Genomic DNA, 18,795 nt, shown 5'->3' with positions numbered 1-18,795 from the left:
GATTTCGCCGAGATGGAGGCCGAAGCCGTTCGCATTAATGAGGAGTTAAAAGGCAATGGCTGACTCATTCGAGCTGAAAGCGATTATCACCGCCGTAGATCGCCTTTCCGCTCCGCTAAAGGGGATGCAACGCCAGCTAAAAGGATTCCAGAAAGAACTCTCGGGGCTGGCTGTTGGCGCGGGCGCGACGGGAACGGCGATTCTCGGCGCACTGGCTGGCGCAACAATGCAGGCGGTTGATTTTGAAAAGTCGATGGCAGATGTGCGGAAAGTCGTCGACGGGCTCGAATCGCCGGAAGCGTTCCGCCAGATGCAGGATGATATTCTCAACCTGTCGGCAAAAATCCCGCTAGCGGCAACGGAAATTGCGGACATCGTCGCGCAGGCGGGGCAGTCAGGAATAAAGCGCTCTGAGCTGTCACAGTTTGCCGAGGATGCCGCAAAAATTGGCGTGGCGTGGGATCTGTCTGGTCAGGAGGCGGGGAGGACGCTTGCGGTCTGGCGTACCGCGTTTGGGCTGACCCAAAAAGAAGTCGTCGAGCTGGCCGACAAGGTGAACTACTTAGGCAATACCGGCCCCGCGAATGCGGCCTCTATTGCTAAGGTCGTGACTGAGCTCGGCGGGATCTCGCAATCTGCGCATGTTGCCTCTGGCGATGTTGCCGCGCTGGCATCGACAATTATCGGCGTGGGTATTAATGGCGACGTCGCCAAAACAGGCATTAAAAACTTTATTTCCGGTCTTACGGGCGTTTCTACGGGGGATCAGAAGAAAGTAGCGAAAGCGCTCGGCTTTACGCCCGCCACGCTTGCCAAGAGCATGATCCAGGACTCACGCGGGACAATGCTTAAGGTTTTGGAGGGCGTCAGGAAGATGGCTCCCTATAAGCAAAACAGGATTATGGAGATCTTGTTTGGTAAGGAGTCAGCGGAGGCAATCGTCCCACTTCTCACTAACCTGGACACCTTAAAAGCTAACTTTAATAAAGTTTCGGACGCGCAGCTCTATAGCGGTGCGGCTGCTAATGAATATGCCATCGCGTCGGATACGGCAGCGGCTGATCTGGCGCGAATGAAAAACCAGGTCACACAAATTACCGTAGAGATAGGGCGCGAATTTCTTCCAGTCATACGCGACGCGGCAAAAGAGTTTATGCCGCTACTTAAAACCTTCTCTCAATTCATAAAAGATAACCCCGAAGCCGTTCGCGCCGCGGCAAAATTTGGCGTGGCTTTGCTGGGCGTTTCCGCGTCGATTGGCGCTATCTCCCAGGCGGTCAAGATCATGAATTTTGCGATGAAAATGTCGCCTGCAAAATTGCTGATCGGGGCTCTTGTCCTGGGCGCATATGAGATTATTGAACATTGGGACGAGGTCGGGCCGGTCATAAAAAAAGTGTGGCAGGAAGTCGACAACGTGGCGCAGGAGCTCGGCGGATGGGAAAACGTGATCGAGGGAGTGGGGGCGGTAATGGCGGGCTCTTTCGCGATCAAAACCCTCGGCTCGCTTCGCGAGGCTGTCGCGCTGGCCGGGGCGCTCTCCGGCACCCTCGGCAAGATTGGCAAAATGGGCGCGATGACTGTCACTATCGGCATAGCGGTCTCCATGCTTCAGGCGCTCAAAGAGCTTGAAACTGACGCTAAGGCAGCGGGTGAAAGCTCCGGGGCGTTTGCCGTGCATAAGATGCAGGCTAAGGAGCGGGAGCGCGGATATTACGGCTTCGGTGAGCGTGCGAAAGAGATATGGGCGAGTATCACCGGGCAGGACTATACCCCGCCGATCCCTGATGGCCGCTACTCGCCCAACGTTGGCCTTTCGCGCCCCGTCGGTGGACGCTCACAAAGCGAGTTAACCGTCACGTTTGAAAATGCTCCGCCAGGAATGCGGGTTATCGACCCGAAATCCGGCGATCCGTTTATGTCGGTGAAAACCGATGTCGCATATTCACCTTTCAGAAACCCAGGTTAAACCCGCTCCGGCGGGTTTTTTTATGAGGGCCGATCATGGCATTTGAAACCGGCTGGCGCGCGCGTCTGCAAAGCGCCTCCTTTCGCGGCGTTCCCTTTGAGGTTGAAAGCGATGAAGGCATTTTTGGCCGCCGCGTTCAGGTTCACGAATACCCCAACCGCGACAAGCCGTTTACCGAGGATTTGGGGCGCGCCGCGCGACGGATAACCATCAATGCTTACCTCATCGGTGACGATTACCCGGAGAAGCGCGACCGGCTTATTGCCGCCATCGAGACAGAGGGCGCGGCGACGCTGGTTCATCCCTATTACGGGGAAATGAAGGGCAATGTCGACGGTCAGGTACGCGTGACGCACAGCAATCAGGAAGGGCGAATGTGTCGCGTGTCGTTTCAGTTCGTCGAGTCCGGCGAGCTGACATTCCCGACATCCGGCACGGCAACCGACGCGAGTCTCGACAGCTCGGCGGGTTCTCTGGCCGATGCTATCACCGGCGCTTTCTCGGCGTTCTCCCTCGACGGGTTAAGCGATTTTGTTCAGAGCGGCGTTCTGGCTGACGCGGCGGAGATGTTCGACGTTATCGCCGACGCGTTCACGATGGTTGATTCCGGTATCTCCGCCGCCATGCGACTTGTGCAGGGCGATTTGTCGGTGATCCTGATGCCGCCGAGCTCCGCTAATGATTTTGTTCGCAACCTGCAAAAAGCCTGGCGGGCCGGGACACGGCTTTCCGGCAACGCCTCGGATCTGGTCACGATGGTTAAGACCATCAGCGGCGTTACCGTTGATTCCGGGTTAGCGCCTCGCGGCGTCTGGAGCACAGACAGCGGGACAACCGCCTCACGCAAGGCCCAAACGAACCTTGTCGCCTCGACGATGCGCGTCGTCTCGATATCCGAAGCGGCGCGCGCGGTCGCGCAAATCCCGACGCCGCCGGGTAACAGGGCGTTGCAGGGTGGCGCAAATCCCGTATCGGATATTGTCAATATCAATCACCCTGCGCTGGATTCACAGCCCGCCACCACGGCGCGCGCCACACCGGCAACCTGGGACGATTTAACGGATATCCGCACCGCGCTTAATGCGGCGATAGACAGCGAGCAGGCCCGCACGACCGACGACGCCGTTTTTATGGCGCTGACGAGGCTCCGGGCCGACCTCAACAAAGATATTTCGTCGCGTCTGGCGCAGGTGGAGAAAACCGTCTCTGTAACGCCGTCCGAGTCGCTCCCGGCGGTTGTGCTGGCGGCGCAGTGGTTCGACGACGCCAGTCGGGAAACTGACATCCTCTATCGCAACAACATAGCGCACCCCGGCTTTGTGCCGGTGGTGCCGCTGAGGGTTCCTGTCCGATGAATAACACCGTTCTCTTACGCGTGAACGGGCGCGAGTGGGGCGGGTGGACAACCGTTCGCATATCCGCCGGGGTTGACCGCGCCGCGCGCGATTTCAACGTTGAAATCACCCGCCAATGGCCCGGTGCGACAGATTCCACGCCGCAGATAAAAAACGGCGACGCGGTCGAGGTCAGAATCGGCGACGATCTTGTCCTCACCGGATGGGTTGAGGCGACGCCCGTTCGCTATAACGCGCGCTCGTTAAGCATGGCGATAGTCGGGCGCAGCAAAACCGGCGATCTGATTGATTGCACCGCCACGCCATCGCAGCACACCGGCGCAACGCTTGCGGAGATTGCCGCCTCGCTGGCCGGGCCGTTTAAAGTGAATGTCATCGACGCAGGCGCGCCGACGACCGCGCTTATTGATGCGCAGCCGCAGCACGGCGAAACGGTCATTGACTGCCTTTACCGGCTTCTCGGTCAGGTTCAGGCGCTGGTTTATGACAACGAAAAAGGCGATCTCGTCCTCGGCGTGGTCGGTTCGGCGAAAGCCGCGACGGCGCTCGTCTTGGGTGAAAACGTTCTGTCGTGTGATACCGAGCGAAGCATCAAAGACCGTTTTTCTGAGTATCTCATTACCGGTCAGCGACCGGGAACGGACGACGATTTCGGCGAGGCAACCATCGCCGCTATCAAACAAAAAAGCGGTGACAGCGCGATCACCCGTTACCGTCCCCACACAATCCAGCAAAGCGGCGCGGCGACTTCGGCGACCTGTAAGGCCCGGTGCGAGTTTGAGCAGGCGCAGCGCGCCGCGAAAACACGCGAAACGACTTACACGGTTCAGGGCTGGCGTCAGGGTGACGGCGCTTTGTGGGCACCGAACATGAAAGTTATCGTCTACGACCCGTTTTGCGGCTTCGATAACGAGGAGCTGGTTATCGGTGAGGTGACCTTCATTAAGGGCGATCAGGGGACAACGACAGAGCTTCGCGTCGCGCCCGCTGATGCGTATCTCCCGCAACCGGCGGCACCCAAAAAGAAAAAATCTGGCGATGATGAGGACTGGCTTTTCTGATGGGTATCAAACAGGCGATTTCTAATCTCGCGGCGCGCGCCGTTCTGGCGGCGCTGGACTCCTCCAGAAAATGCCAGGCGGCAGGGTTAAAACTGATTGCCGGTGAAACGAAAGAGAACGTCGAATACATCGAGCCTTACGGCTTCACGTCAACCGCACACGCAGGCGCGGAGGCGGTTGTCCTGTTCCCGTCGGGCGACCGTTCTCACGGCGTTGTTATCTCTGTTGCTGACCGGCGTTACCGGCTGAAAGGGCTCAGGTCTGGCGAGGTGGCTATCTACACTGACGAGGGCGACTCGATTGTTCTCAAGCGCGGGCGCGTTACCGAGATAACGACATCCGAGCTTGTGGTTAATGCTGAGTCGAAAATCTCGCTCAACGCGCCGCAGCTCGTCGTGAATGCATCCTCCGGCGTCTCATTCACGACGCCGACCATCACAACAAGCGGGGACTTTTCAGCGGCTGGCGAGGTGTCCGACGGCGTCGGCACCATGTCGGCTATCCGCACCACATATAACGGACACACGCACACCGCACGGGGCGAAACCGCAGAAACGACCGGCCCTTCTGCCTCTATGGGGTAACGCATGATCATCTTTGTAAATGGATTACTGAAAGAGTCGACCGACTATTTCGACGACCTTACTCGTTCCGTGATCATTTCGCTTTTTTCCTGGCGACGCGCTGAGACGGACGACGAAACCGGGCAGCCTTTCGGGTGGTGGGGTGACACTTACCCGAGTGTGGAGAACGACCGGATTGGCTCCCGCCTGTACCTGCTGCAACGGAGCAAACTCACCAACGCAACCGCGACGCGCGCGAAGGATTACGCCCGCCAGGCGCTCGCCTGGATGGAGGAGGACGGCGTCGCCGCGCGCGTCGACGTGGCCGCCACCCGAACCGGGATTAACTCGCTTCAACTGGAAGTTGTTATCTGGCAGCGGGACGGCAGCAAACACGCAATTATTTTCGATGACATATGGCAGGAGGTGTTAAATGGCTGACTCCGGCTTCTCGCGTCCAGATTTGCCAAATCTGATCGCCACAATCAGAAGTGATTTACTCACGCGATTTGAGACGGACGTCGTCCTCCGTCGCCTTGATGCAGAAGTCTATTCGCGCGTGATGGCGGCTGCCGTTCACACGCTTTATGGCTATCTCGACTATCTGGCGCGAAACATGCTTCCTGACCTTGCGGATGAGGAGTGGCTTTCGCGACACGGGAACCTGAAACAAGTCCCGCGCAAGCAACCAACCACGGCGGGCGGCTATGCGCGATGGGAGAGCGTGTCGTCCGGGATCACGCTGCCCGCCGGGACAGAAATGCAGACTGACGAGCAAAAGCAGTATGTAACGACCGCAGACGCGACCGTTAACGATGAGGGAGTTCTTCGCGCACTGATTGAAGCGGTTGACGCTGGCACAGGCGGAAATCTCGATGACAAAACGCCGCTCCGCCTGATGACGCCGGTCGCGGGCCTCTCCTCGACGGGCTATGCGGAGTCGGTTGAGGGCGGGACAGATTTAGAAGCGCTGGAGGACTGGCGCTCGCGAATCATGGCTCGCTGGTACTACACGCCGCAGGGCGGCGCGGATGCCGATTACCGGATATGGGCGACCGACGTCGCGGGGATCACCCGCGCCTGGGTGTTCCGCCATCATGCCGGACGCGGGACGGTTGGCGTGATGCCTGCTAACAGCGATTTAGATAATCCGGTGCCGGATGAGACGCTAATCGAAGCGGTTAAACAGTACATTCTTCCGCTTGCGCCGGTGGCCGGTTCAGGCTTGTTTGTTTTCCCGCCGACGCTGAGAAAAATCGACTTCGAAATCGCGCTTGCTAAAGATACTCCGGCAATCAGGGCAGCGGTAACGAAAGAGATTAAATCGGCGCTGTTCAGGGACGGCGAGCCGTCAGGAAAGATTTATCTTTCGCGTATCAGTGAGGCGATCAGCCTGGCGACTGACCAGTTCGCGCACCGCCTGATTTCGCCAGCGAAAGACGTAGCGCTCGGCACCTATGAATTGCCGGTTATCGGGGAGATAACGTGGTCGAACTACAACGAATCTGACGTTGAAATAGATGTCTCCCTGAGCTCGTTCTCACCGAACCCCGTCACGCTGCCGGACAGCCCGGACGCATTCGCGACCGCCACCTTCACGCCTGAGAATCTGCCGTCGCTGGATGGGGTTAACATCACCTGGGATTTTGTCCCGGCAGGCGAGGGCGAACCTGACCCGTCGACGCTTTGCGTCATTACCCCGAGTGCAGATAACAGCGGCGTGAAAGCAACCGGCATCGCTCCGGGGACAGTTCATGTCCGGGTTACTGTCGAGTACAAAGGCAAGACCGCGACGGATAACTCCTATCTCGATATTGAGGAGGTTACGTGGCTGTAGAGGACGAATATACCCGCCTGTTAAAACGGCTTTTACCGCCTGGCCCTGCCTGGGAGGGGAATAATCCCCTCCTCGAAGGGCTCGCGCCGTCTCTGGCGCGGGTACATGCGCAATCGTCGGCATTAATGCGCGAGATTGATCCGGGGGCGGCGGTGCAGCTCCTCGACCGTTACGAGGCGTTATGCGGGTTGCCTGATGAATGCACCATCGAGGAAACGCAAACCCTCTCGCAGCGACAGCGGCGACTGGCGGCAAAGGTCAACGGTTACGGCGGCATTAACGAGGCGTTTTACCGGCGACAGCTCGACGCGCTCGGCTATCAGTCTGTTTCGATTACGCAGTATCAAAACGAGGCGGAGAATCCTCGCCCGGATATCGCCACGGACGACGACTACCGCTATTTGTGGCAGGTGAATATTCCCACGCTCGCGACGATTGACGTCATGACATGCGCATCAAGTTGCGTGGACAGCCTCCGCACCTGGGGCGATACGGTCATTGAATGCGTGATTAACAAGGTCGCCCCCTCTCATACCGAAGTCGTGTTCGCGTACATGGAATAAAGCGCTTCTTTTCCAGTTAACCCCGCTTCGGCGGGGTTTTTTATGAGGTAATTACTTTGCATCGTATAGACACCCCCACTGCACAGCAGGGCAAATTCGGCGCAGGCAAAAACGGCTTTACGGCGGGCGACCCGACGCTCGGCGTTCCGGCGACGCAGCTCGACGAGGCCTTTTTCGATTCGGTTCAGGAGGAAATTTGCGCCGTTATCGAGGGAGCCGGGATTCAGCTTAAAAAAAGCGACCGCGCGCAGCTCTCCGCCGCCATCGACAAGATGATTCAGGCAAAGCATGAGCTGGCGCTTCTGATTAAGAACAATCTTTCAGACGTCGACGACGTCGAGCAGGCGCGGAAAAACCTCGGTCTCGGCGAGCTGGCGTTAAAAGACAGCTTAAAGGCGAGCGACGTGGGGGCCATTCCAATAACGGGAAGCACCGATATTACCGGGCCGTTGCGCACGACCGGGGAGGTGCAATCAAGCACCCCTAATGGCTTTCGCATCGCTTATGGCGGTTATGGCGCGTTCTGGCGTAATGACAGCGCAAATCTGTACCTGATGCTCACTGATAATGGTGACCCTTACGGAAGTTATAACGGCCTTCGCCCGTTTCGCGTGGATCTTGCAAAAGGAAATGTTTCCATTGGCACACCGTTATATGTCGCCAGTACGATTCAGGCAGATAAAGGCGTTCAGTCAGGTTATGTAGGCTCATATGCATTCTCTGCCCAATTTGCAACAGGAGCTGCTTTCTATGAGACGTTTAACACCACTGGTGTTAGCGAGTTTCATCCGCTTCTGAAACAGAAAGCGACGATAACCAACAAGGCCGCATGGTCTTTTTCTTACGGATCACTATGTGATAATGGCAAGCTTTCCTGGTGCCTACATATGATCGACGGAAGCGGCCATACCTATCGACACGAATGGGATACAAGCGGCAACTATACGTGTCCGGGGCAGCTTATCCCCGGTAACTATGCGAATTTTGACGCCCGTTATCAGGCGAAGAACACCGCGAATCGCGCCTCAAGCGGCTGGTATAAAGACACCTCGACCGGGTTGATTATTCAGTGGGGCGTGGCTAAACGCTCTGCCGATTCGACAAGTATCGCTTACCCGATTGCATTTCCTAATGCAGCCCTTTGTACAAATTTGACGGTGATATGGGGCGGGCATTTCACCGATCAAAACGTATTTTGCCAGCCGGTCGACCGTACCCGGTTTAATTACATTGCGGGCTCTGGCGAAGTTAGCTCTTATTTTCTGGCTATAGGTTATTAACAGACATGCCTTCTTATTATTACAGCCCAAAATTAAACGCCTTTTTTGCGGCAGCGCTGGAGAATGATTATCGCGCTTCCGGTACATGGCCTGATGATGTAACACCAATCAATAACGAACTCTATCACTCATTAATTGAAGGGCAGGCAGACGGGAGAATCATTACTGCGGATGAAATGGGACAACCTAAGTTGATCGAACCGACAATCGACTGGCGTGCGCAAGCTGAAGCACTGCGTCAGATGCTGCTATCACAAGCTCATAGCGTAACGTCGGACTGGCGTGTTGAGTTGATGCTTGGTGCACTTCCTGAAGCAGACAAGGCCAGCCTGTCACGGTGGATGGAGTATATTCGCAAAGTGAGGGCGTTGGATTTTGGTGGGGTGATGGATGAGCAAGGCTATAGCTCAATTACCTGGCCATCTATACCCAATCTAGGTAAGTAAGATGGAGTGCATTTTAATCTTTCGTTTTTGTAAGTCTTATGTCGCTCCTTCAGTGATGTTACCATTGATAATTTTTCGAAATAATAGAGCGGCGTTAAATCAATAGATTATACTGTTTCAAAGCGAGTATGAATTTTCAGTAGTCTTGTGAGGAGGCTTTATGTCGGGTGCTCTCTTGGTTCTTGCAAATATTCGTATGCTTCGCTCAATCGCAAATGAAGTACCACTTCATTTACTTGAGGAATTCCAAAAAAAATTCCGTGATGTAGTTGCTGAGCGTCGCCAGCAAACCTTAGCCGGTAAGGCAAAGAAAAAAATAGATGATGCTCGACGAAAGACGCTCAAAGCTATGATGGAAGAGGACGGCGTAGATCCCTCTGCGCTGCTAGGTCCGATAGTGAAAGGTATTATAAAAAAAGAAGGAAAGGGTTCGCTAAAGCGCGTTAAACATCAATATAGAAATTACAAATAGATAGATCAGGATAGAGGATTGTAAAACATATATGATGCAATAAACTCAAGTCAGTTAAATGCATGTCAGTAATTACAATACTTTTTGTCCTAGAGCTGACTCAAGGGAGTTAATTATAGTTGAAGCCGAGTTCATATCTTAAAATGCAGCGGTGTAAAACTCTTGATAGCACCGCTGCGTGAGATTTACAAGCTAGAAGCTCTGCCAACTATCGTCTGACGCTGAAGACAATGCTGGGCGCTGTGTCTTTTCTACCTCGACGGAAGGTGCAGTATTATTCGCATCACTTTGTAAGCTTCTATTCTTTGCAATAGTGAACATCCCTACTAGTTGGTTCAGCGAGGCTGCTTGCTCCATCAGCGACTGAGAAGCCGCCGATGCCTGCTGAACCAGAGCCGCATTCTGCTGGGTTACGTCATCCATCTGGTTTACGGCAATATGAACTTGGTTAATACCCTGTGCCTGTTCGTGCGCTGCAACCGAGATTTCTTGTACAATGTCAGCTACCTGACGAACTGCGTCGTTCATTTTAGCTATGTTCTGGCTTACACCTTCTGCCTGTATTGATCCTGCCTCTACATACTGCATCGAATTCTCGATCAGCTCTTTGATCTCACGAGCTGAAGAAGAAGAGCGCTGTGCCAGAGTTCTCACCTCGCCAGCCACCACTGCAAAACCTCTACCTTGTTCACCGGCTCGCGCAGCTTCAACCGCAGCATTGAGAGCCAAAATATTAGTTTGAAACGCGATACCTTCAATAAGTGCAATAATGTCAGTAATTTTTGTTGAACTATCGCGGATATTACTCATAGTAGTTAGCATAGTAGTTACCCGTAACTGACTATCATCAGATATTTTACGGGCATTATTTGCTAGTTGGCTTGCAATCTGGGTGTTTTCAGCTGTCTGGCGTACGGTTTCGCTTAATTCTGACATGCTGGCAGCAGTCTGTTCCAGCGATGCTGCCTGTTCTTCTGTACGCGAAGATAGATCTTCATTACCAGCTGATATTTGGCCAGATGCAGAACTAACCGATTGTGCGGAGGCTTCGACAGCACAAAGTGAAGAAGCCACATTTGCTGCCAAGGCATTATATGCTCTTGCCGTCATCCCAATTTCATCTGAACGCGTGTCATCTGCACGCAACGTAAGATCTAGTCGTTCACTGGCGTTTTGCAACGTCTGACGCATGTTATTGAGTTGGCTACGAATCGAGAAAATGGTTTTAAGAGTAAAAAAACCTAATATCAGAATAACGGTTGCTGAGGCAATGCTCAGTCCCCAAAGTGTTTCATAATAAGATGTATCATTTTCTTTGCTTAGAGTTTTGCTGATGTTTTCATTTAACTTGAGCTGTTTTTGGTAGATAGCAATAAGCTGACGTGCAGCAGCACCAACTCCACTTTCATTGCGTAGCTCTGTAAGAGCGACCGCATCATTTTGTGCTCGTGATCCCTCTAAGAATGTAGGAATTCTTTTACGGATAGTTTGAAGGATATGGTTTGCTGTTTCAGATATCTTACGGTCTTCATCATTTGATACTTGATATTGCAGGTAAAAATTGTTCTCTGTACTAATACGGTTTATCGTATTATCAATCTCTTTTTCAACTTGAGCTTGTCTTGCCGGGTCTATCGCTGTTTGATGACGATACATCCAGATAATAAGCATGTTGCTATCGTTAATCATTTTACCGATATTAATAACTGAAGGTATTGTATTTCCCTGTACATAGTCAAAACGTGACTGAAAATTTCCAAGTACAACGATTGTTACGATTACCATTGTTACCAAAGCAGTTGAAAGTAATGAAAATGTCAGTATAAGCCTTTGCGTGATTGACATGTCTCTCATCCTTTTTTGTCATGTTTCATGAGTTAGCAAGATATTCTTAAAGCAAATCAACTAGAATAGTTATCGGCTTGGGTATGATAATATTTATAGCTTTTCTTGTTTTTTTTTAGCAATGATTTCAGAGACTTGTTTTTTTTGATGGGAATACATTTGAGATGTTAGATTAGCGTGCTAATGATGATATCCGTAATGAAAGCTGTGTGGAGAGCTCTGGTGACCTGCCTCCAGTATTAGATACAACCATCAGTTAGTAATGTCGGTTTGTTTACCTTCACATTTCCCATTCCGCCACCGTGCTGCAAACTCTGATGGCGTCTGATCAATCAGTGCTGAATGTGGACGACACTCGTTATAATCCTGCCGCCAGTCATTAATGATTTTCCTGGCGTGAACGATATCGCTGAACCAGTGTTCATTCAGACATTCATCGCGAAATCGTCCGTTAAAGCTCTCAATAAATCCGTTCTGCGTTGGCTTGCCTGGCTGGATTAAGCGCAACTCAACACCATGCTCAAAGACCCATTGATCCAGCGCGCGGCAGGTGAACTCCGGCCCCTGGTCAGTTCTTATCGTTGCCGGATAACCCCGAAACAGTGCAATACTGTCCAGAACACGCGTGACCTGAACGCCTGAGACTCCGAATGCGATGGTAATTGTCAGACACTCCTTCGTGAAGTCGTCCACACAGGTCAGGCACTTGATCCTTCGACCAGTGGCGAGCGCGTCCATGACAAAATCCATCGACCAGGTCAGGTTCGGCGTTGTCGGGCGGAGCCGCGGCAGACGTTCTGTTGCCAGCCCTTTACGACGTCGTCTGCGTTTTACGCCCAGCCCGCTCAGATGATAAAGGCGGTACACGCGCTTGTGATTAACATGAAGGCCTTCACGGCGCAGCAACTGCCAGATGCGCCGGTAATCAAAACGCCTGCGCTCCAGTGCCAGCTCAGTGATGCGCCCTGATAAATGCGCATCAGCCGCCGGACGCTGAGCCTCATAGCGGCAGGTCGACAGGGACAAACCTGTAAGCCTGCAGGCACGACGTTGCGACAGACCGGTCGCATCACACATAAACTCAACGACTTTCCGCTTCTGGTCTGTCGTCAGTACTTTCGCCCCAGAGCCACCTGAAGTGCCTCCTTATCCAGCATGGCTTCGGCAAGCAGCTTCCTGAGTCTGGCGTTCTCTTTCTCAAGCGACTTCAGGCACTTAACTTCGGGCACCTCCATACCGCCATACTTCTTACGCCAGGTATAAAAGGTGGCGTCGGAAATGGCGTGCTTGCGGCAGAGCTCACGGGCAGAAAACCCGGCTTCAGCCTCGCGGAGGATACTGATGATCTGTTCGTCGGAAAAACGCTTCTTCATGGGGATGTCCTCATGTGGCTTATGAAGACATTACTAACATCGCGGTGTGTTAATCATCGGGGAGCAGGTCAAGGCTTCTGTTTCAAGAGAAATAAATGATTTTTGTATCGTTAATCGAACGATTAACTTAATATTATTATTATATAATAACAATAACAAGAAGTTTCTTTCCTTAGTAGATATAATTTTGAATCAGCAATTAATTTTTTATGTAATGTTATTTTAAATAAAAAGCACATAAATAGTGAGGTTCGTAAAATTTCTAAAACACATTCTACCTGTAAGTGAGGTTTTTTTCGAATTTTTTTGAGTAGATTGTCATTTTTTAGGAGTGGTTAAATGTCTAAAAGTAAAGAAGAAGCGCGCCTGTTTGCTTTATATGCTTTAGGTATTCTTGATACAGAATCAGAAGAACGATTCGACAGATTGACCAGAATAGCATGCAAGCTCTTTGATATTCCTGTTTCTCTTATATCCCTCATGGATAAGGATCGGCAATGGTTCAAATCAAATCATGGTATTGATGTTCGTTCTACACCAAGAAAAGAATCTTTTTGTACATATATAGTCGAAGATGGAGAGCCACTGGTTGTTCATGATGCTCAAAAGGATTCTCGCTTTAAAAATACCATGCTTGTAAATGATGCGCCATATATCCGTTTTTATGCTGGATATCCTGTAAAAGTGCCTAATGGTGAAATTATAGGTTCTATATGTATAATTGATACAAAACCTAGAGATTTTTCAGAGGAGGAGATGCAACTACTTCGAGACCTGGCTGGAATTGTCGAAGATGAATTTCGCATAATGAACATGGCAACTACGGATTCATTAACTGCGCTCAGTAATCGCCGTTTATTCTCTTTAATTACGGAGGAAACGCTCAAAAAATCTCGTAAAAGGAAGAAGGTTTTTTGTGTGGCAATAATAGATTTAAACGATTTCAAACCTATTAATGATGTGTTTGGTCATGCTGAAGGTAATCAGGCGCTCCTAACATTTTCAGAAGTGTTAGAGAATGTTTCACCAGAAAATAGCATTGTTGCCAGACTGGGTGGTGATGAGTTCGGAGTATTACTTCCTTATGCAACAATTAAGCACGCAAATGAGTTTATCAATCAACTTTCTGAAATGCTTATGAAACATAATTTAAAACAAAATAAACCTTATCATTTAACTTTCTCTGCTGGAGTTGTGGAGTATGATGAGAAGCATCACCATGATTATGCGGATATTATGAGAGATGCAGATGAGAAAATGTATCTAATTAAAAAAAATAAAAAGCTATTAATGTCATAGCAAGGCCTAACTTATAATTTAAATTAATTATGTATATAATACACATCTTTTGATTGTTCAATAAAAGAGCTCGATAGTGAGATCACGAAGCAAATAGAGATACGATCGTAAAGCATGATCCTGATGAGGGTTATAGCCGAACAGTTCTGGTTAGAAAAGACTCATCTGTCGTATGGTAACTACTCTATGGGTGTGACATCAAGGGGTTTGGAATTCTGAATTACCATTAATTTATCGGATCAAATGACTATTGCTAAAGAATAATCAGTCGACGTGATTTGCCGTCCTTGTAGCATTGAAAATCAGCTGCTTTATATTCAGGACTTCGCTATGAAAGAATACACTAATGCGATCTTCCGAGGGGCGGTTGTTGAGATGCTTTATACAGAGCTACATATGGTGCTAAAGGTCCTACTGCTGTAAAAATGAAAGCGGATCAGCTTCTGCCGTAAATAACATATACATCTACCAATAACGGTTATCTTTAGCGTATGGTTATGACGTTAATTAAGGCGTAAAAAAGCACTCCGTTATATCCTTTACCATGATTTGATAAAAGTTGGTATTTTAAAATTTAGATGAGTCAATAATAATTCCAAGGTTTTTGCAGGCTTGCCATATTAAAGTGCCGTAAGATTTATGGTTAAATGGGAGGACGAACACTTTTTTTTAGCTCTATAAAATAAATATTTGTTTAATAATTTTTTGTAGATTGCATTTTAAACCCCTCAAGAATTATTTTTTCATGGTAATATTGGCAGTGATTACAATTTATAATTAGCGAATGGTGGTTGCTGCAATAGACACCCATCTAACCAATCAGCCCACCATTGCATCATTTCCCGGCGTTTATCAAGGTATTGTGCATGGTTATATATACCGCGAATGTTATTGCGATCAGCATGAGCGAGCTGACGTTCTATGGCATCCTGAGGCCAGCCATGCTCGTTAAGGATGGTGCTAAACTGGTGCCGAAAGCCATGACCACTTGCTAAACCCTCGTACCCGATCTGGCGGATAACCTGTAATACGGTGTTCTCGCTAATAGGTTTGAGCTTATCGTTTCGCCCGGCAAACACGAATGGCGAAAGCGAAGTGATGGGTTGAAGATGTTTTAAAAGATCGTAGACCTGCTGCGACATCGGAACCAAATGTTGTTTGCGATTTTTCATCACTTCCGCATCGATTAAGATAATCCGGTTTTCAAAATCGACGTTCTGCCAAAGCATAGAGCGCAACTCTTTTGTACGCATTGCCGTATATTGAAGCACCTGAGTAGCAGTGCGAGAAACTATGCTCCCACCATAGCCTGCCAGCGCCTGATTGAAAGCAGGTATCTGATCAGCTGGCAGAAACGGGAAATTCTTTTTCCTGTATCCTTTCATAGCATCTGCCAGATCAGGAGCAGGGTTATATTTAGCTCTACCGGTTACTACGGCATAGCGAAATACCTCTCCACAGCGCCGACGTGCCTTATTGGCCCGTTCCATTGCACCACGATCTTCGAACCGACGTAGCACCGCTAAAAGCGTCATGGGTTCTATTTCTTCTAAAGCCATGCCGCCAAGAAACGGCAAAATGTCTGCATCAAACATTCTGCGTAGTTCATCGGCATATCCTTCTGACCACACCTGCTTTTTGTGCCTATACCATTCCTCGAAGATTGAGCCGAAGGTATCCGGTTTGGTCTCCTGTTGCTTCTTCTTAACCGCAGGGTTAACCCCAAGAGCAAGATCGCGTTTAAGTTCGAAAGTCATGCTTCTGGCATCTGCCAGGCCGATCTCAGGGTATTTGCCGACAGTATGGATTTTTTCTTTCCCGCCAATGTGATAACGGACCTGCCAAACCTTTTTTCCGCTCACTGGCACGTAAAGATATAGCCCATTCCCATCGGCTAAACGGTAGGGCTTTTCTTTAGGTTTGGCTGCGTCGATCTGCTTAATAGTAAGCATTGGGTAAAACCCCACTGGGTAAAAATTTGATGGGTAAAACTATTTTACCCAAAATTTACCCAAGAAAAAATGAGGCTTTCAATGAACTGATGCGAACAAGAACGAACACTGGAATGGCTTGTGGACTGGGTTTAAGTAAGATTTGCGAACTTTAACGGAGGCGGGCGAACTATGAGATGGCGTCCCCTGCAGGAATCGAACCTGCAACTAGCCCTTAGGAGGGGCTCGTTATATCCATTTAACTAAGGGGACGAGGCGGCGTAAGTATACTCATTTTTACACCGCCGTTAAGGGCTTAACTGCCTGTTTGTTCACTTCGTCGCCACATCTAGCGTGCAGCGCGTCGTGCTTCTTCCTCTTTTTGCGTAATTATCTTCTCGCTTTTCGCCTGCGCGTTGGCCTGTTCTTTTTTCTGCGCCGCCATGTCGTTACGGATCTGCGCATGGCTCAACAGTGCGAAGATAAACGTTCCGCCGATGATATTGCCCGCAAGCGTCGGCAGGGCAAACGGCCAGAAAAACTCGCTCCAGTGGATCGTCCCGTTAAAGACCAGGTAGAGAATTTCAACGGTGCCGACCACGATGTGCGTCGTGTTGCCAAGCGCGATAAGCCATGTCATCAGAATAATCACCACAATCTTCGCAGCACCTGCGGCCGGGAACATCCACACCATCGTTGCGATGATCCAGCCTGAGATAATCGCGTTGGCAAACATCTCGCCCGGCGTGAAATGCATCACTTCCATACCAATGGTCACAAAGGCGTCGCGCGTGGCTTCATCAAAAATCGGCATAAACTCAAATGCCAGCGCGGCAAGGCCGGTGCCGACGATATTACCCAGCAACACCACGCCCCAGAGACGCAGCAGCAGCAGCATATTTGTGCCGGTGGGGTTGTGCATCACGGGCAATACGGCCGTCACGGTGTTCTCGGTAAAAAGCTGCTGGCGCGCCATGATGACGATAATAAAACCAAAGGTGTAGCCAAGGTTTTCCAGCAAGAAACCGCCGGGAACGCCCTCGAGATGCACGTGAAAAATCCCTTTGGCGAGCAGTGACGCGCCCATCGACAGCCCGGCGGCGATAGCCGACCAGAACAGCGCCATCGCGTCGCGCTCCATCTCTTTTTCGCCATCCTGGCGAATATGTTCATGAATGGCCATCGCGCGCGAAGGCAGCGCTTCTTCATCCACCTCAATCTCTTTACCGCTTTTTTTCTCTTCGCTCTCGACTTCCAGCTCATCGGCGTCGTCGATTTTTTCCTCACCAATCTTGTCCATCTGGGGCTCCTGTCAGAAAAGGGGGCTCTGTTAAGCGTAGCGCGTCGGCGGACGTTACAAAGAAAAGCAGACAATTCGGTCTGCCTCGCGCGAATTTGCGGGCGGTTGCGCAGGGATTCGCCGCCTGCGCGGCGCATGAGGTGGCCGCGTCATGCCCCTGTGTTACTATTCCCGACTTGTCTGAAAGGAGCCGCCCCATGTTAGAAGCCCGCCAACTTGCCTGCCTGCGCGACGAGCGTCTGCTGTTTAGCGCGCTGTCGTTTCGCGTATCGCCAGGCGAGGTCATGCATGTCAGCGGGGCGAATGGGGCCGGGAAAACGTCGCTGCTGCGCCTGCTGGTTGGGCTGGCGCGCCCGGAAGAGGGCGAGGTTTACTGGCGCGGCGAACCACTCACGCGTCATCGCGAGGCGTTTCACCGCGAACTCTTGTGGCTTGGGCATCAGCCTGGCATCAAAGCGTCGCTGACTGCCGATGAGAACCTCGCGTTCTATCACCCGCACACCCGCCGTGACGCGCGCTGGGCGGCGCTTGCGGCTATCGGGCTTGCCGGGGAAGAAGATGTGCCGGTCGGCCAGCTTTCGGCAGGTCAGCAGCAGCGCGTCGCGCTGGCGCGGTTGTGGCTTAGCGACGCGCCGCTCTGGGTGCTTGATGAGCCTCTGACGGCGCTGGATGCCGTGGGCAGTGAAACCCTGACGTGTCGCCTTGAGGCGCAGGCGGCGCGTGGTGGCGCTATCATCATGACGACGCACCAGCCGCTGCGAGCACTTGCCTGCAAGCTTCGTACGTTAAGCCTGACTGCCGGAGCCGCGGCATGATGGGGGGGATTATCGGGCGCGAGCTGCGTCTCGCCGCGCGCCACGGCGCTGAGTTGCTCAACCCGCTCGGGTTCTTTCTGGTAGTGATTGTGCTGTTCGCGCTTGGCATCGGCCCGGAACCGCACCTCCTCGCGCGCATCGCGCCCGGCGTGGTATGGGTGGCGGCGCTACTGTCATCACTGCTGGCGATGGACAGGCTGTTTCGTGACGACTGGCGCGACGGCGCGCTTGAACAGCTAATGCTGCTGCCCGTGCCGCTGTGGCAGGTGGTTATCGCGAAAGTGACCGCGCACTGGGTAGCGACCGGATTGCCGCTGGTGGTGCTCTCGCCGCTCGCCGCACTTTTGCTGGGGCTTGACGGGCACGCCGCTCTGACGCTGACGCTGACGCTACTGCTTGGCACGCCAACGCTGAGCTTTCTCGGCGCGCTGGGCGCGGCATTGACGGTCAGTCTGCGCCGTGGCGGCATGTTGCTGAGCCTGATAATTTTGCCGCTTGCGGTGCCGCTGCTGATTTTCTCGACCGCCGCGGTGGACGCGGCCGTCATGCAACTGCCCACCGGCGGGTTTTTCGCGCTCTGCGGCGCCTTTTTTACCGCCAGCGCGACGCTGACGCCATTCGCGACCGCGGCGGCGCTGCGCATCGTTATTCAGTAAGCCTGCCCGCCTGGCGGGCGCTAACGTTTA

General features: G+C 51.9%; 16 protein-coding genes, 1 tRNA gene and 1 pseudogene. 13 read left to right on the top strand and 5 right to left on the bottom strand.

Features of this window, described 5'->3' with window-relative positions:
• Positions 1-55: 55 nt before the first annotated feature.
• The 10 genes and pseudogenes from AFK62_RS13810 (at position 56) to AFK62_RS13765 (ending at position 9,546) form a co-directional block, all read left to right on the top strand.
• Positions 56-1,969, top strand: a complete 1,914-nt coding sequence (locus AFK62_RS13810; RefSeq protein WP_007668773.1) for a phage tail tape measure protein — start codon at positions 56-58, stop codon at positions 1,967-1,969.
• Positions 1,970-2,004: 35 nt separating this feature from the next.
• Complete coding sequence (locus tag AFK62_RS13805) at positions 2,005-3,324, top strand: DNA circularization protein (RefSeq protein ID WP_007668770.1); 1,320 nt, start codon at positions 2,005-2,007, stop codon at positions 3,322-3,324.
• The gene (locus AFK62_RS13800) at positions 3,321-4,385 is read left to right on the top strand and encodes a phage baseplate assembly protein (RefSeq protein ID WP_053531969.1); all 1,065 of its coding nucleotides are present in this window, start codon (positions 3,321-3,323) and stop codon (positions 4,383-4,385) included. Before AFK62_RS13805 ends, AFK62_RS13800 begins: the two co-directional genes overlap by 4 nt.
• Positions 4,385-4,969: a phage baseplate assembly protein V gene (locus AFK62_RS13795; RefSeq protein ID WP_007668765.1), complete on the top strand. Its 585-nt coding sequence runs from the start codon at positions 4,385-4,387 to the stop codon at positions 4,967-4,969. The genes AFK62_RS13800 and AFK62_RS13795 overlap by 1 nt, the downstream gene beginning before the upstream one ends.
• A 3-nt stretch (positions 4,970-4,972) precedes the next feature.
• A complete protein-coding gene (locus AFK62_RS13790) occupies positions 4,973-5,389 on the top strand; it encodes a phage GP46 family protein (protein ID WP_007668762.1) in 417 nt (138 codons plus the stop codon).
• Positions 5,382-6,446: pseudogene (locus tag AFK62_RS13785) on the top strand (baseplate J/gp47 family protein); the annotation flags it as partial. The gene AFK62_RS13790 and the pseudogene AFK62_RS13785, both read left to right, overlap by 8 nt.
• Before the next feature lie 329 nt (positions 6,447-6,775).
• Positions 6,776-7,348 (top strand): YmfQ family protein, encoded by a 573-nt coding sequence (locus AFK62_RS13780; protein ID WP_007668756.1) that lies wholly within the window; start codon positions 6,776-6,778, stop codon positions 7,346-7,348.
• Between the two features lie 56 nt (positions 7,349-7,404).
• Complete coding sequence (locus AFK62_RS13775) at positions 7,405-8,628, top strand: phage tail fiber protein (RefSeq protein WP_007668753.1); 1,224 nt, start codon at positions 7,405-7,407, stop codon at positions 8,626-8,628.
• 5 nt (positions 8,629-8,633) lie between these two features.
• A complete protein-coding gene (locus AFK62_RS13770) occupies positions 8,634-9,074 on the top strand; it encodes a tail fiber assembly protein (protein WP_032984170.1) in 441 nt (146 codons plus the stop codon).
• Positions 9,075-9,234: 160 nt separating this feature from the next.
• Positions 9,235-9,546 carry an H-NS family histone-like protein gene (locus AFK62_RS13765; protein ID WP_053531968.1) on the top strand — a complete coding sequence of 104 codons (312 nt, stop codon included), beginning with the start codon at positions 9,235-9,237 and terminating at the stop codon, positions 9,544-9,546.
• 192 nt (positions 9,547-9,738) lie between these two features.
• On the opposite strand, the gene AFK62_RS13760 is transcribed toward AFK62_RS13765, so the two are convergent.
• On the bottom strand, positions 9,739-11,391 hold the full coding sequence (locus AFK62_RS13760; RefSeq protein WP_007668750.1) for a methyl-accepting chemotaxis protein: 1,653 nt from the start codon (positions 11,389-11,391) through the stop codon (positions 9,739-9,741).
• Positions 11,392-11,643: 252 nt separating this feature from the next.
• Positions 11,644-12,764, bottom strand: a protein-coding gene (locus AFK62_RS13755; protein WP_085960958.1) for an IS3 family transposase whose coding sequence is annotated in 2 segments (ribosomal slippage) — positions 11,644-12,506 and positions 12,506-12,764 — 1,122 coding nt in all. Because the reading frame shifts where the segments join, the coding sequence is not laid out codon by codon here.
• 339 nt (positions 12,765-13,103) lie between these two features.
• Here AFK62_RS13755 and AFK62_RS13745 point away from each other — a divergent pair.
• Positions 13,104-14,063, top strand: a complete 960-nt coding sequence (locus AFK62_RS13745; protein ID WP_053531967.1) for a sensor domain-containing diguanylate cyclase — start codon at positions 13,104-13,106, stop codon at positions 14,061-14,063.
• A 764-nt stretch (positions 14,064-14,827) separates the two neighbouring features.
• Here the strand turns inward: AFK62_RS13745 and AFK62_RS13740 are convergent.
• From AFK62_RS13740 to AFK62_RS13730, 3 genes are all read right to left on the bottom strand, one after another.
• Positions 14,828-16,015 carry a tyrosine-type recombinase/integrase gene (locus AFK62_RS13740; protein ID WP_007665822.1) on the bottom strand — a complete coding sequence of 396 codons (1,188 nt, stop codon included), beginning with the start codon at positions 16,013-16,015 and terminating at the stop codon, positions 14,828-14,830.
• 177 nt (positions 16,016-16,192) lie between these two features.
• A tRNA-Arg gene (locus tag AFK62_RS13735) sits at positions 16,193-16,267 on the bottom strand.
• Positions 16,268-16,343: 76 nt separating this feature from the next.
• On the bottom strand, positions 16,344-17,294 hold the full coding sequence (locus AFK62_RS13730; protein ID WP_007665820.1) for a formate/nitrite transporter family protein: 951 nt from the start codon (positions 17,292-17,294) through the stop codon (positions 16,344-16,346).
• A 197-nt stretch (positions 17,295-17,491) separates the two neighbouring features.
• Here AFK62_RS13730 and ccmA point away from each other — a divergent pair, with 197 nt between their 5' ends.
• Complete coding sequence (ccmA, locus tag AFK62_RS13725; protein WP_007665818.1) at positions 17,492-18,109, top strand: cytochrome c biogenesis heme-transporting ATPase CcmA; 618 nt, start codon at positions 17,492-17,494, stop codon at positions 18,107-18,109.
• Complete coding sequence (gene ccmB, locus AFK62_RS13720) at positions 18,106-18,765, top strand: heme exporter protein CcmB (protein WP_053531966.1); 660 nt, start codon at positions 18,106-18,108, stop codon at positions 18,763-18,765. Before ccmA ends, ccmB begins: the two co-directional genes overlap by 4 nt.
• The last annotated feature ends 30 nt before the right edge of the window (positions 18,766-18,795 follow it).

The organism is Cronobacter condimenti 1330 (assembly GCF_001277255.1).
In the GTDB taxonomy this organism is placed as follows: domain Bacteria; phylum Pseudomonadota; class Gammaproteobacteria; order Enterobacterales; family Enterobacteriaceae; genus Cronobacter; species Cronobacter condimenti.
This window is presented reverse-complemented; position numbering and strand designations above follow the sequence as displayed.